Source organism: Acinetobacter sp. YWS30-1 (assembly GCF_033558715.1).
Classification (GTDB): domain Bacteria; phylum Pseudomonadota; class Gammaproteobacteria; order Pseudomonadales; family Moraxellaceae; genus Acinetobacter.
On record NZ_CP114606.1, the window covers coordinates 2287965 to 2302725 of the forward strand.

The window sequence follows — 14761 nt, forward strand, 5'->3', positions numbered from 1 at the left end:
CACAATTAATGCTAAACTTTTTACAGTTTTAAATCTGTTAATTTCATTATGACCGCGAAAAATTTATACGCTTATACCCTACAGCCTGTGAACTATGAAATTTCAGAAGCTGAGCAACGTCATGCTCAGCTGATGATCTGGCGTAGTACCAATAAAATTGGCATGAAAGCCTGGCTGATCATGGGTGCTATTGTTGCCTTGTCTATTTTGGGAATTATCCTGATCAAGAACTACTCAACAGTTATCTGCTGGGTGGCGATTGTCTGTGTAGTCCTGTATTACCTGATTCGTACTTTCGGTCTGGAATGGTATGTTAAACGCAAGATGAATGAATTTCCGGTACAGGAAATTAAAGGCATTCGTCTGGGCGTACAGCCACATGGTATTGTGATGCGCCAGAAAATGGGCATGCAGGAAGGTGTGGGTGCTATTGGCTGGAAAGACATCTATGAATGGTATAACACGCCAGAATTCATGCTGATCAATTTTAAAGTCAAAGGTCAGCAAGGTGCTTATATCTTACCTAAACGTTTAGACAGTAAAAACTTCTCTTTCGCAACCATTCGCAAGCATCTGCAAGAAGAAGTGGGCGCGCCAAAAGAAATCTAAGACATATCCCGATTTTGAAAGACCTCCTGTTTCGACATGGAGGTTTTTTTTATGTCTATCTTTTATCCGACTCATCGACACAAATGATAATGAGAATAAATATTATCATCATAATCTATAATTTATTCTGATTCTTCAGTTATAATTTGCCTACTTTTACACATACCAGCATAAATCTGACCATCATGTTTAAAAAGACATTTTTCCAAATCCACTGGTTTCTGGGGATTACTGCAGGTTTGATTCTCTCAATTATGGGAGTCACAGGTGCTATTTATTCTTATGAGCCGCAAATCTTAAAATGGATGAATAGCGACAGTTATACTGTACAGGTTCAAGAGCGAGATAAGCTTAGCCCTGCCCAGCTGTATCAGCATTTCCATACCCAAAACCCTGAAATGAAAATTAACAGTATTACCGTGGCACAGGATCCAAGTGCCTCCAGTACGGTCAATATTGTAAAAGAGGGAGCACGTCGTGGTTATAACATGATGGTCAACCCCTACACGGCTGAAGTATTGCCTGAAATTAAAGGTCGTGAATTCTTCCAGTTTGTACAGCAACTACATCGTAATTTAACAGTAGGTCCCGTTGGTAAACAGATTACCGGTGCCTGTACCCTGATGCTGATCTTTTTCGTCCTGTCTGGCCTGTATTTACGCTGGCCAAAACGTCATTCGATCAAGCAATGGCTAGCAGTGAAGCCACAACTGAAAGGCCGTAACTTTATCTGGGATCTGCATGCAGTGGTGGGTACCTGGGTGGTAATTTTCTACCTGATTCTGGCTTGTACCGGTCTTACCTGGTCTTATGGCTGGTGGCGTGATGGTATGTATAAAGTTCTGGGCGTAGAACGTCCACAACCAGAAATGCAGGCCAATGGCGGTCGCGGCGAAGGCGGGCCACGTGGTGAACGCGGACAACGTGGTGAAGGCCGTGAAGAAGCTGGCATGAGTCCAGAAAGTATTTCACGTGCACTGGATCAAAGCTGGGCTGGCTTCAGTACACAATTTGCAGGCAAATATTCGACTGTGACATTTAACCTGCCGAAAAAACCGGATGGTGAAATGCAGTTGAGTTTTGTTGACCCTGTGGCACAGCATGAACGTGCCCGCAACAATGCGACTTATAATTATCGCAGTGCTGAATTTACCGAAGTCCAGCTCTATGAAGATAAGAAGCTCAATGAAAAAATCATGAGCAGCATGTTACCGGTGCACCGTGGCAGCTTCTTTGGTCCTATTTACCAGTTCCTGGTCATGATTGCTGCATTATTAATGCCATTGTTCTTCGTGACCGGCTGGATGCTCTATCTGAAACGTCGTAAGCAGAAAAAACTTACTCTGGCTGCACGCCAAGGGGCAACTGCCCTGCCTCTGGATCCAAATGCCAAGCCTTGGCTGATTGCGTATGCTTCACAAACGGGTGTCTCTGAACAACTGGCATGGCGCACAGCTACTGCCTTACAGGAAGCACGTCAACCTGTCAGCGTTAAAGCAGTACAACAGTTAAGCCTTGCAGATCTGCAACAGGCAGAACAGGTTTTATTTGTAGCCAGTACTTATGGCACAGGTGAAGCGCCTGACCTGGCTTCATCTTTCGAAAAGAAAATTCTGTCTGCCAAAGCAGATCTCAGCCATCTCAATTATGCAGTTTTGGCTCTAGGCTCTCAGGAATACCCGGACACCTATTGCAGCTTCGGTCATCGTATTGACCAGTGGTTACAGCAGAATGGTGCCAAGCAGCTCTTCAAGACTATCGAAGTGGATAATGCAAATAATGAGCATATCCAGCAATGGACCAATGCCCTTGCCCATGTGACTCAATTTGAATTGCAGGATATGGGTATCGATAAAACCTTTGATCAATGGACTTTGAGCAAACGTGAATTGCTGAATCCAGACAGTCTGGGTGCACCTGCGTTTAATATTGAACTGGTTCCACAGCATGAAGCCGTGTGGCAGGCAGGTGATATTGCCGAAATCCAGCCAGGAAACAGCCCTGAACGTATCCGTGCATTTATGGAGAAATACCGTATTGCCGCGGGTACACAGGTACCTTCTCTGAAGCAAAGTATCGAACAGGCACTTTGGAATCGTGATTTGACTCAGGTTGATCCTTTTGATTCAGTAGATGAGCTGTTACAGCAATTACCAACTCTTGCTACACGTGAATATTCAATCGCCAGTATTCCAAGTCAGCAAGTGCTACGTCTGGTCGTGCGTCAGCAATCTGATGCACAAGGCCAGTTAGGTCTGGGCTCAGGCTGGTTAACACAGCATACTGCCCTAAAGTCACCGATTGCCCTGCGTATTCGCAAGAATGAATCTTTCCATCTGATTGCAGATAACCGTCCGATTATCTGTATTGGTAATGGTACGGGGATCGCAGGTTTGATGAGCTTGCTGAGTGCGCGTAACCGTCAGGACTATACTCAGAACTGGCTCATCTTTGGTGAACGTCAGCGTGCCCATGATTTCTTCTTTGAAGAAACCATTCAGGCCTGGCTGCAAATGGGTACATTAAAACGACTGGACCTTGCTTTCTCTCGTGACCAGCAGGAAAAAGTTTATGTGCATCATAAATTGCGTGAGCAGGCTGAAGAATTGAAACTCTGGATCGCTCAAGGCGCCGTGATTTATGTGTGTGGTAGCATTAATGGCATGGCCAGCGATGTCGATCAGGCTCTGATTGATATTCTCGGTGAAAGCACAGTAGATCAATTACGTCTGGATGGTCGTTATCGTCGTGATGTATATTAAGATCAGCTGATCTATAAAAGACCGGGCTTCATGCCCGGTTTTTTATTAATAAGATAGAAGAAAAGATAAAAAGATTAATAAAAATATGAGTATCCAAATATCCAGCCAACTTAAACGAAGTCTCAGCCTGATCTTTGGTTTGATCCTTGGCATAAACAGCCTCTGGTTAATAAGTCAGGGACAAAGACATTTCGGTGTTCTTTTGCCAATTTTCATTAGCGTAGCACTGATCCTGTATGCTCTGCTCTTTTCAGGCATTCAACGCTGGAAACAGCATTCCAGATTTAGAATCTGGTTCTGGAACAACCTCTGGGCCGGATTTCTACTCTGGATAATCAGTGTCGCAATCTTCTTCGCTTATATCCAGATGTCCATTCATTCAAATGAATCTACACAGCCTCCTGCCGCTATTCTGGTTTTAGGCAGCGGGATTACGAATGGACAGCCCTCACCCATCTTAAAAAGCCGTCTGGATACTGCAGCTAAATATGCAGCACACTATCCAGATGCTTTAATGATTATGACAGGTGGGCGTAATTATCGGGAAAGGCAAAGTGAGGCTGAAGTCATGCAACACTATATCCACACCACCTACCCAGAACTCATCAATCCTATCCAACTTGAAGATCGAAGCAGAAGTACTGCTCAAAACCTGATGTATTCTCAAGTGATATTGGAACAACAAAATATAAGTCAAAATGATCCTGTTGCGATTGCAACCAGTGATTTTCATAGTCCTCGTGCTCGTGCCATTGCCAGACACCAAGGTTATCAGCAAGTGATTAGTTTGAGTGCCAGTACTCCCCTTTATCTGCGCTATAACTCCTGGTTAAGAGAATATTTTGCCTTTTTGAGTGGCTGGCTGCTCAATGAATATTCACTATTTAAATAAGTGACTTAAACACTAAATTAATTTAAACGGATATGCCTTGGCGAAGGGATCGCTGGATTTTTGAATAGTTCAGGTTTCTGTACATAGACCTGATACAGGTAGTTTTTAAGATCCAGCAAAAGTTTTTCAGGCGCAACCAGAATATTCTGCCCTTCCGGTGTCAGATCCAATGACACAATAGTGCTTTCCTGACGTAAGAAAGGAATGACCTTTTCAACAAAATCTTTGAGGGTAATTTCCTGAATCTGGTAATTGGCCCAGTTATCTTTAATGAGTAGTCTGGCCAGACCTTTGCTTTGCCAGGTCGCGAAAGCTCGCTGTCCTGTCGGCGTGGCACATAAAGCCCAGCCCTCTTGGTAAAGTGCAAAAATGCCACCTTGGGCAACAATAGCTTCAATAAAATTTTTATAAACTTGTAGCGGATCGTAGGCGGTATTTTGCGATTTGATCGCTGCCTTGCGCTGATATGGATTTCTCATAGTCTGAAATCTTCAAATTATTATAGACTTCAAATTCTATGAAATATTCAGGATTTAGGCAAGAAAGATATGGTGGGCGCTGACGGGATCGAACCGCCGACATTCTGCTTGTAAGGCAGACGCTCTACCAACTGAGCTAAGCGCCCTGAAGAGTAAAAAATAACATCGTTATTTTTTATGATGCAAGACAAGCGTAGCGCGTAGTCTTGGATTTTGAAACACATTTTCCACATCAGGGAATGAAAAATGGCGCAGCGGACGGGACTCGAACCCGCGACCCCCGGCGTGACAGGCCGGTATTCTAACCAACTGAACTACCGCTGCATCGCGTATATCTTTAGAAGATATGGTGGGCGCTGACGGGATCGAACCGCCGACATTCTGCTTGTAAGGCAGACGCTCTACCAACTGAGCTAAGCGCCCTTAAAGGGTCAAACTGTTTGATTCTTAGGATGGCGCAGCGGACGGGACTCGAACCCGCGACCCCCGGCGTGACAGGCCGGTATTCTAACCAACTGAACTACCGCTGCATCACAAAAAATCTGGTGGGCGCTGACGGGATCGAACCGCCGACATTCTGCTTGTAAGGCAGACGCTCTACCAACTGAGCTAAGCGCCCTCAAAAGGTCTATCATGTAAATGGCGCAGCGGACGGGACTCGAACCCGCGACCCCCGGCGTGACAGGCCGGTATTCTAACCAACTGAACTACCGCTGCACTTACACAATGTCGCTATTGTGGCAAACGATTCATCAAGAACTTAAAGTGGCGCAGCGGACGGGACTCGAACCCGCGACCCCCGGCGTGACAGGCCGGTATTCTAACCAACTGAACTACCGCTGCACTATAAGTGTCTCAACTTTGAAAGAAGCTTGGTGGGCGCTGACGGGATCGAACCGCCGACATTCTGCTTGTAAGGCAGACGCTCTACCAACTGAGCTAAGCGCCCTTTCAAATCGACTTCATCGCTTGATGAGGTGCATTATAGAGAATCTTCACAGACTGTCAAACGCTTTTCTGACTGTTTTCTGCTTTTTCGGTGTGAGTGATTAAAAAATAGGTTGATTGTTAAAAAAAACAACACTTTTTGTTTATTTTTTAAGTCTATACCGATTTTTTAAAGATACTCTGTGAAACTAAAAGCCGGATTTTTACGGTTTTACTCATGAAAATTGAGACCAGAACATGCAACAGACTTCAGTATTGCTGAAAGATTATACAAAGCCTAGCTCACCGCAACGTTGTGATCCTATAATCTTTATTTTAAGAGCTTGCAGCCTTGTAAGAACAAATTGATGACTTTTATTGGCGGGCTATAAATCCTGTTTCTAACTCTATTTGTCTATAAAAGTAGAGTACATAGATGATCGATGACCTCATCTACTTTCCCTTATTTAAATAGAAGATATTTCAATTAATTTTAAATCATCCACAAATTTTCTTATGTCATTTAAGTCATTTAAACAGTCAGATTCAAAGGCTGTTCTGAAATATAGACCAGTGCATCTTCATTCACCAGTTCAAACAGCTCGGCCACATCCGTATTCCGCATGCGGATACAGCCATGTGACATTGCAATACCCATCGGCTCAGAATCAGGCGTACCATGAATATAGATATAACGTTGGTAAGTATCACAACCCTCGCCCTGGTTAAAACCTTCTTCAAGCCCACTTAGCCATAAGATCCGGCTGAGAATCCAGTCTCGCTGCGGGAATTGCTGTGCCAGTTCTGCATTATAAATTTCACCTGTCGCTTGACGGGCAATAAACACACTATTTAAAGGTGTCTGCTGGCCAAACTTTTCAGCGACTTTATGCCATCCACGAGGCGTCTTGCCACTATTTTCTGCTTCACCTATGCCATTCTTACCCGTAGAAATCAGGTACTGCTTATTATATTTTGGCAAATATAGTTTTTGTTGGGCGAGATCAATCAGGATTTCTGCCTGATCCAGCTGCAAATGGCTCATGACTTCTCTTTCTCTGTCTTGATAGTTTCTAGTTCTACTTTCTTTGTGGCCATGTGTTCTGGATGGATTATGTCCTGAACTGGTTCGGGTCGACGCCATAACCAGATCGCCACAATCAGCATGGTCACATCAGTAAAGATTTTGACTGCCAGCGGTGCTGTCGTAAATAACATGATAATGCCACTGATGAACATCATGATACTGGCCAGCCATTTGGCCTTGCGTGGCACAGTACCATTGGCACGCCAGGCTCTTAAAGTCGGACCATATTTTGGATGATTCAGCAGCCATGCATCCATCTGTGGCCAGCCTTTGGATGCCGCCCAAGCCGCCAGAATTAAAAATACTGTAGTTGGCATGCCGGGCAAGATTGCGCCGATAAAACCCAGTACGACAAATAGTACGACCAGGCTTCGCCAAAACAATATTTTCATAAATCGGTCCTACCCACAAAATTAGGGGTAGTATAAAGTGTTTTTAAAATCTGTCCGTTGTATTTGTGCACTTTTCACAGGATGTGCTATGCCCTTTTCCAGTCTAAATCATCATCTTGTAGAAGCATGGCAATATTATCAGCATCCTTTGGTGCGGCAACTGGCATTTGCTGTCGGTAGTCCAAACCTTCTGTCTCAAATTCCAGACGAACTTGAAGTCGTCCATGCTTTTGACTTACATGATTCTGAGACTTGGCAACATCACCTGCAAAATTATCATCCACGTCTGAAATATCTGGACCGGCATCCAGAAGAGCTGGAGCAATTCGTGCAGCAGCTTAAAAGCACCCGGCTGGGTTTGCGCTTTGAAATGCTGGTCTGGTTCTGGCTGCTGGATGATGCCTATCATCCTTATAAGCTTTTAGGTCATAGCATTCAGAAAATTGACGGCGCTAAAACACTGGGTGAACTGGATTTTCTGTTATTCAATACAGAGGCTGGTCTGACTGAACATTGGGAAGTGGCGCTGAAATACTACCTCGCAGAAGCCGATTTTAGCCTGCCAAACTGGTATGGCCTAAACCGCACCGATACTTTAATCCGTAAAATGAAGCATTTTACCCAGAAACAGTTTCAGTTTGATGAGGCTCTGGATCAGCAGATTGAGCAGCGTTTCTGCATGTTAAAAGGCCAGCTTTATCTTCCAGTACATCGTGCAGATCAGACCTTACCTGACTGGGTCAATACCCAACGTCGCATAGGCTTATGGGGTCAGCAGATTCCCGACCCAGCGGCTAACTTCTATCGTTTACAACGTCATGAATGGATTTATCCTAATGCGCAGATCAGCAGTTCAAGTCCCTATTGGTGGACAAATGGACTTTATAAAAAGGCTGATCAAGAGGATTTTTATATGTATCGCAGCCCGCTTCTACTACCCTTTCCTGCGCATAAACCCTTTTAAAACATTACATTTATTAACCGAAGCACTATGAAAACCACATATTTTTTATGTCGTATATTTTCTAATCTTAGTTCCACATCATAATAATTTTATTATCGATAATACGGAGATGATGATGAAAAAAATTCTTGCTGCTTCATTGGTAATGGCTTTTGTTTTAACTGGCTGTAACACTGTCAAAGGTGTGGGTAAAGACGTTTCTAAAGCAGGCGAAGCTGTAACAGGCACTGCAGAAAAAACTTCTGAAGAAATCCGTCAAAACTAAACTCTTTCTAGCTTCTCCACAAACCCTATCTCAGATAGGGTTTTTTTATGCAGAACATTCACATTACAGGCCATATTCGCCTATCATAGAGCCGACAAATTTATCGACTTATGAATCCATCGTATGACATCTTCCGCGACTCTTGATTTAAGCCTGCAATTATTACGTCAGCCTTCTGTGACCCCTATTGATCATGACTGCCAGAATATCATGGCAGAACGTTTGAAGAAGGTGGGTTTCAATATTGAATCAATGCGCTTTGAAGATGTTGATAATATTTGGGCGCGTAAAGGTACTGAAGGCCCGGTTTTCTGTTTTGCTGGCCATACCGATGTTGTGCCAACCGGCAACCTGGATGCCTGGAACTCTGACCCATTTGCGCCAGAAATTCGTGACGGCAAGCTATATGGCCGTGGTAGTGCCGACATGAAAACCGCCTTGGCTGCGATGGTTGTAGCCACTGAACGTTTTGTCGAAAAATATCCGAATCATAAAGGTTCAATTGCCTATCTGATCACTTCAGATGAAGAAGGTCCATCGATCAATGGTACGGTAAAAGTGATTGAAACTCTGGAAGCCCGTAACGAGAAAATTACCTGGTGTCTGGTAGGTGAACCATCAAGTACCAACAAACTGGGTGATATTGTCAAAAATGGCCGTCGTGGTTCATTGAATGCCAACTTGACTGTAAAAGGCAAACAAGGTCATGTAGCTTATCCGCATCTTGCAGTGAATCCAATTCATACAGCATCTAAAGCCATTGCCGAACTCTGCGAAACAGTCTGGGATAATGGCAATGAATACTTCCCTGCGACGTCTTTCCAGATTTCAAATATCAATGCCGGTACCGGTGCAACCAACGTTGTTCCAGGTACGATGAACCTGCTCTGCAACTGGCGTTATTCAACTGAAGTGACTGCTGAAGAACTAAAAGCACGTATGCTTGAAATTCTGGATCGTCATGGTGTGGACTATGATATTTCATGGACTTTATCTGGCCTGCCATTCCTGACACCAGTAGGTGAGCTGGTGAATGCCGCTAAAGATGCCATTTTAACTGTGACTGGTACTGAAACTGAATTATCAACTTCAGGCGGCACCTCAGATGGTCGTTTTATTGCGCCTACCGGTGCACAAGTCCTAGAACTCGGTGTACTGAATGCCACAATCCATCAAATTAATGAGCATGTCGATATTGCAGACCTTGAACCACTGGCTGAAATTTATGAGCAGATTCTGGTGAACCTGTTAGCCAATTAATCACCAGATGTAAAAAAAGGAACTCAGAAGAGTTCCTTTTTTTATGTGCTTTGTAATGAATTACAAGCCAATTGAAGACTGAATATAACCCATTTGCGGGATGTGAAATAACTGATCCCCCATACGCACATACTGGAATACTGCGGGGTCAGTCACTTGCTGATCAGCATCGACGACTTCAGAAATACGCAGACGAATGGTTTTCGGCATTTCATTACACATCAGGGCAAAACGCTGATGCACCTCATCTCCTTCAATCACCAGCGCCACACCACTTTTACGTGTAGGATCATTAACTGCATAAACCGGTAATTGCGCATCATGCCACTCAACCACTTTAACCTGGGTATCACTATCCAGTGCAGACAGGACAATATTTTGTGGTAACAGCATTGGATCTTTGCCGTGACAGTCAATAATATAAGCATCAATAAATCCGGTAGATACCGTAATTAAATGCTGAAGTTCCTGCTGACTTATCTGATCAGCCATTTTGGCATTAGTCGTATTCTGACTCATTTATGACCCCTGTTTTTCAGCAATTAACTGTTGAATATTCGCCAGTAATTCAGCTTCCTGGAACGGTTTGCCCATGTAGTGGGTTACGCCCAGACTGAAAGCACGTTCACGGTGTTTTTCACCAGTACGTGAAGTAATCATGATGATTGGCAGGTCACGGTGAATATCGTGGTGACGAACCAGGTTCGTGACCTCAAAACCATCCATACGCGGCATTTCAATATCCAGCAGCATCAGATCCGGACGGACATTTTCAAGCTGCTCAATCGCATCTACACCATCTTTGGCGGTGACTATATCATAGCCCTGACGCTCAAGTAGACGCGAGGTCACCTTACGTACAGTCACCGAGTCATCCACGATCATTACCAGACGGCGAGCATTGCCAGAACGTGAACCATCGCGTTGATCCTGCATGTGTTTCACACGCTGCGTACCATGGATCTGACGAGCAATATTCTGACCATCCAGAATCAGACAGACCTGACCATCACCGAGAATTGTCGCACCGGTCACTACACCAATATTGGCGAACTGATGGCCGATTGGTTTCACCACGATCTGTGCACGTGAACCGACGAGTTGATCGACTAACAAGGCAATAGTTTGACCACTATTCCCTTTAATCAGCAATACTGGTAATGAATGCGCCACATTATTCAGACGAGGAATTGGCTGATTCGATACGAACTCAGACAGGTAACGCAATTTGTAATTAACGCCATCAATCTTGAAGAAATCGTCTTTACTGTTGAAGTAAGTTTCCAGAGTAGATGGTGCAATACGTACAATACGGTCGATTTGCGCCAGAGAAACGGCGTATTGCTGATCGCCCACTTTTACCATCAAGGCATCGCTGACCGCTACAGTCGTCGGTACGCGAATAGTGAAGGTTGTGCCTTTGCCGACTTCAGAGCTGACAGATACGTGACCACCCAGCGACTTGATCTCGCTTTGTACTACATCCAGTCCGACGCCACGACCTGAAATCTGGGTTACAGATTTAGCAGTACTGAAGCCTGGATGGAAAATGAATTGCAGTAGCTCTTCCGAATCCAGCGTCTGATCTTCTTTGATCAGGCCTTGGCTCAGTGCTTTCTCACGAATCTTCTCAGCATCGATACCTTTACCATCATCACTAAATGAGACGATGACATCTGTACCCTGACGGCTAATATTCAACAGGATTGAACCGACTTCTGGTTTATTCAGGGCAATTCGATCTGCTGTATCTTCCAGACCATGGTCAATCGCATTACGTAGCATATGCTCGAATGGCGTTACCAGACGTTCCAGAATATTACGGTCTAATTCACCTTCACTATTCTGAACAATCAATTCAGCTGGACGGTTCAAAGTCGTAGAAGTCTGACGTACGATACGTTGTAAACGTGGCAACATCCGGTCAAACGGTACCAGACGAGTACGCATCAGGCTTTCCTGAATCTCGGCCTGAATCCGTGATTGTTGCAATAACAAACCTTCAGTTTCACGAATCTTGTCAGATAGAGTGCTCTTGAAGTCAACCAAGTCCGAAGCAGATTCCGCTAACGACTTGGACAACTGATTCAGGGACGAATATTGGTCCATTTCCAGTGGGTCAAAGTCTGCATAACGCGAGTTTTCTGAACCGTGTTTGGCAATAATTTGAGATTCTAGCTCGCCTTCCATTCGGCGCAACTGATCCGCCAGACGCTTGATCGCCAGTTCCATCTCGTTCAGAGTATTACCGAGCTGACCCAAATCCATCTCGATACGCGAACGGTTAATTGCATTCTCGCCTGACAGGTCGATCATCTTCTCAACCAGATCAGCAGAGATACGGATCATCTCGTGGCTGGTATCGGTATTACCGGTATCAACCCATTCGCCCATCATACGTGGTGGCTCAGTACCATCACCTTCGACAAACTCGAAGCTATTTTCTGTGACCAGCGTTTCTGTTTTAGCCAAACGTTCCGGCAGCTGCGCAGTAACATCCACATAAGCAATCTTTTTCAGGCTGCTTTGGATCTGTTCAAAATTGCTATAGTCATGCTGGAAGATCGCTTGTCTTAACCAAGCCAGTGTTTTTTGCAGCAGGCCATCATAAGCATTCGAGTTAAAGTGATATACCGCAAACTGTTCGAATGTGGTTTCCAGTTCATACGCAATGCTGGCCACCTTTTCGTTTTCAACCATGCGCGCACCACCCTTGATACTGTGGGCAGCACGTTGTAATTGAAGCAATAAGCTACGGTCACTACGCTGATCAAACCATTGGTTCAGCAGTTTTTCGGTATTGTCGAGAATCTCTTCTGATTCTTCCAGGAAGGTTTCTTCAACAATCGACTTCAGTTCATCTTCTTCAGAGCGTTCTTCTGCTACAACTTCAACTGCTTCAGTTAAGGTTTCTGTTTCAGTAAGCTCAACTTGTTCATCTTCTAAGCCTAAAGCTGGCTCTAGATCTGAATCTGTATTTTCTGATGCAATCTCTTCCGGTGCATCATCTACTGTCTCTACAGATTCAGTAGTAGCTTCTGCATATTCAAACTCGACAACAGGAATCGATGTTTCTACCGGAGCTGCAACAGCTTGACCAGCCACCAATGCCTGAATATTTTGCAGAATCGAAATTGCTTCAACCGCTGGATAATCGATACCTTCATCACGGATCGACTGGATACGGTCAGAAACGTTATCTTGCACCAGACGAATGATTTGAATCAAAGTAGGCGTTACTGCAATCTGCTGACGGATGATTCGCTCATAAATACTTTCCAGTTCGTGCGAGATCGAACCGATATGAGAAGCGGTAATCATGTTTGCACCACCTTTTAAGGTGTGCAAATGACGCATCAGATTGTTAAGTGAAGTCGTATCATCCTGCTTCTTACTCCAGGTATTCAGATCTTCATCAATACCCACCAGTAATTCATCTGCTTCTTCGAGGAAGATATTCAGTAGATCCTCATCGAAATCACGCTGAGTTTCTGCGCTGTCAATGTATTGGCGATCAGAAGCAATACGCTGACTTAAAGCAGCAAAGTCAATGCTGGCTGTGGTTGCAGCTTCAGGAATAGAAATTTCTTCTGATACTTGTTCAGCAGGGATATTGTCTTCGGCAAAGATTTCCAGGTCCTGCTGTACAAATGCAGCCAGTTCACTCAAGGTTTTTTGCGTATCATCATTCAGAATGACACGCTGGCCTGCTGCTAGGGTATCGAATAAATGAATGAATTCCTGATGTGCCTGGGCAAACAGCTCATAAGCATAATCACTATTCAGCAGTACCGGTTTTTCCAGCAAGGCATCATAAGCAGATTTTAAATCTGTCGTAAACTCATGAATACCCAGTGCGGCACGGTTATCTGTATGTGCAAGCAGCTCGGCAGCCTGCTCGCTTAAAGCCTGAATATATTCCGGATAATCGACTTTAGCCCGTTTATCGAATTCAAATTCGGCATCCAGCAACAGGTCAATCTCCAGTTCAACCAGCTTAGTCACCAGACCTTGGGTTTCAACTGTTTCCGTTTCAGTGGCTGCGAAGCCATAATCATTCCAGACACGCTCAAAAGTCGCATACACTGCTGCCAGTTTGCTGCTATCACCCTGACGTAACAAATGCAGATAGTCACTGACAAATTCAGCATACTGGATTAATACAGCAGTTTCTTTTGAGGTAGATGCAATTTCATCCTGAAGCAGTGTTTTAAACAGATGTTCTACTTTAGAGCTGGCCTCGAAGATTTCTTCGATCTGTGCCATGGACGAACTGCCGCGCAAAGTATGAATAGCACGAATCAATGCATTATAATCCTGCACTTTTTCATTTTCGCTACGCAGGAACTTGGCAATCGTTTCGAGATGCTCTTCCGCTTCCTCGATAAAGATCGCCACGGTTTCTTCTACATCACTACGTGCAGCATCTTCACTATCAGCTTCTTCAAGCTCAAATTCTGTTGTGCTTATTTCTATTGCTGCAGTTGTATCTTGATCTTCAGCCGAATCACCTAGCTCAAGACCTGTGATCTGGCCTTCGGCAGTCAGACTGTCTGCCAGTTGCAAGAGTTCTTCTAAAGCCGGTTCAGGTGTCATTTGTTGTTGTAATTGCTGACCTAAAAGCACGACTGGGCGCAGGTCAACATCGAGTTCCTGCACCTGTTTGAATTTTGGATATAAAGTAAACTGGTAAATATTCAGTACAGCTTTGGCATACTGTTGAATCGTAGGCGTTAACTGGATCGAACCTGAAAGTACCCGGTTTAAGGTATCTTCCACTGCCCATGCAATTTCACCCGCAGATTTAGCCCCCACCATACGGCCTGAACCTTTCAGGGTATGAAAATGGCGGCGAATGGTTTTCAGGTTTTCCTGATGAGCCGGATCACTCAACCATTCTGGAAATAAAGCATTTAACTCAACGAAAATTTCTTCGATTTCCTCGACAAAAATTTCAAGAATTTCTGCATCTTGATCAAGATAACTGTCTTCAGGAAGCGTTGTCGTTTCAACTAAATTTTTTAATATTTCTTTCATAGCTAATGCTTCTTACGTTGTGCCGCCAAGAAGGGCGCTCAAACTTAATTGTGACCGTCACGCGAGACCTATCCTTAATAGTTAGGT

Annotated in this window: 11 protein-coding genes and 8 tRNA genes; 6 read left to right on the forward strand and 13 right to left on the reverse strand. The window is 44.3% G+C overall.

Going from position 1 to position 14761, the window contains the following annotated elements:
* Positions 1-48 precede the first annotated feature (48 nt).
* From O4M77_RS10775 to O4M77_RS10785, 3 genes are all read left to right on the forward strand, one after another.
* A complete protein-coding gene (locus O4M77_RS10775; RefSeq protein WP_004784963.1) occupies positions 49-609 on the forward strand; it encodes a YcxB family protein in 561 nt (186 codons plus the stop codon).
* A gap of 185 nt (positions 610-794) precedes the next feature.
* Positions 795-3371, forward strand: a complete 2577-nt coding sequence (locus O4M77_RS10780) for a PepSY domain-containing protein (RefSeq protein ID WP_166137672.1) — start codon at positions 795-797, stop codon at positions 3369-3371.
* Positions 3372-3468: 97 nt separating this feature from the next.
* A complete protein-coding gene (locus O4M77_RS10785; RefSeq protein ID WP_166137690.1) occupies positions 3469-4263 on the forward strand; it encodes a YdcF family protein in 795 nt (264 codons plus the stop codon).
* Between the two features lie 17 nt (positions 4264-4280).
* Here the strand turns inward: O4M77_RS10785 and O4M77_RS10790 are convergent, their stop codons facing one another.
* The 11 genes from O4M77_RS10790 to O4M77_RS10840 all read right to left on the reverse strand — a co-directional run bounded on the left by O4M77_RS10790 (position 4281) and on the right by O4M77_RS10840 (position 7148).
* Positions 4281-4742, reverse strand: coding sequence for a DUF2750 domain-containing protein (locus tag O4M77_RS10790; RefSeq protein WP_004784968.1), 462 nt, complete (start codon positions 4740-4742; stop codon positions 4281-4283).
* A 70-nt stretch (positions 4743-4812) separates the two neighbouring features.
* Positions 4813-4888 (reverse strand) — tRNA-Val (locus O4M77_RS10795).
* 101 nt (positions 4889-4989) lie between these two features.
* Positions 4990-5066: transfer RNA gene (locus O4M77_RS10800), tRNA-Asp, on the reverse strand.
* Between the two features lie 23 nt (positions 5067-5089).
* Positions 5090-5165, reverse strand: a tRNA-Val gene (locus tag O4M77_RS10805).
* Positions 5166-5195: 30 nt separating this feature from the next.
* Positions 5196-5272: transfer RNA gene (locus tag O4M77_RS10810), tRNA-Asp, on the reverse strand.
* Between the two features lie 13 nt (positions 5273-5285).
* Positions 5286-5361: transfer RNA gene (locus O4M77_RS10815), tRNA-Val, on the reverse strand.
* 21 nt (positions 5362-5382) lie between these two features.
* A tRNA-Asp gene (locus O4M77_RS10820) sits at positions 5383-5459 on the reverse strand.
* Between the two features lie 49 nt (positions 5460-5508).
* Positions 5509-5585 (reverse strand) — tRNA-Asp (locus O4M77_RS10825).
* Positions 5586-5615: 30 nt separating this feature from the next.
* Positions 5616-5691 (reverse strand) — tRNA-Val (locus tag O4M77_RS10830).
* Positions 5692-6201: 510 nt separating this feature from the next.
* Positions 6202-6714: a cell wall-recycling L,D-carboxypeptidase ElsL gene (gene elsL / locus O4M77_RS10835; protein ID WP_159123377.1), complete on the reverse strand. Its 513-nt coding sequence runs from the start codon at positions 6712-6714 to the stop codon at positions 6202-6204.
* Positions 6711-7148, reverse strand: a complete 438-nt coding sequence (locus O4M77_RS10840) for a YbaN family protein (RefSeq protein ID WP_125278257.1) — start codon at positions 7146-7148, stop codon at positions 6711-6713. The genes elsL and O4M77_RS10840 overlap by 4 nt, the downstream gene beginning before the upstream one ends.
* Before the next feature lie 88 nt (positions 7149-7236).
* Here O4M77_RS10840 and O4M77_RS10845 point away from each other — a divergent pair, with 88 nt between their 5' ends.
* From O4M77_RS10845 to dapE, 3 genes are all read left to right on the forward strand, one after another.
* Entirely contained in the window at positions 7237-8112 is an 876-nt protein-coding gene (locus O4M77_RS10845) for a DUF1853 family protein (protein ID WP_004784973.1), read from the forward strand.
* 115 nt (positions 8113-8227) lie between these two features.
* Positions 8228-8377 carry an entericidin A/B family lipoprotein gene (locus O4M77_RS10850; protein WP_004784975.1) on the forward strand — a complete coding sequence of 50 codons (150 nt, stop codon included), beginning with the start codon at positions 8228-8230 and terminating at the stop codon, positions 8375-8377.
* Between the two features lie 123 nt (positions 8378-8500).
* On the forward strand, positions 8501-9637 hold the full coding sequence (gene dapE, locus O4M77_RS10855) for a succinyl-diaminopimelate desuccinylase (RefSeq protein WP_004784977.1): 1137 nt from the start codon (positions 8501-8503) through the stop codon (positions 9635-9637).
* Positions 9638-9697: 60 nt separating this feature from the next.
* On the opposite strand, the gene O4M77_RS10860 is transcribed toward dapE, so the two are convergent.
* Together O4M77_RS10860 and O4M77_RS10865 are read right to left on the reverse strand one after the other, a co-directional pair.
* Positions 9698-10156 carry a hypothetical protein gene (locus O4M77_RS10860; RefSeq protein WP_004784978.1) on the reverse strand — a complete coding sequence of 153 codons (459 nt, stop codon included), beginning with the start codon at positions 10154-10156 and terminating at the stop codon, positions 9698-9700.
* Positions 10157-14674, reverse strand: a complete 4518-nt coding sequence (locus O4M77_RS10865) for an Hpt domain-containing protein (protein WP_166137675.1) — start codon at positions 14672-14674, stop codon at positions 10157-10159. It lies immediately after the preceding gene.
* Positions 14675-14761 lie beyond the last annotated feature (87 nt).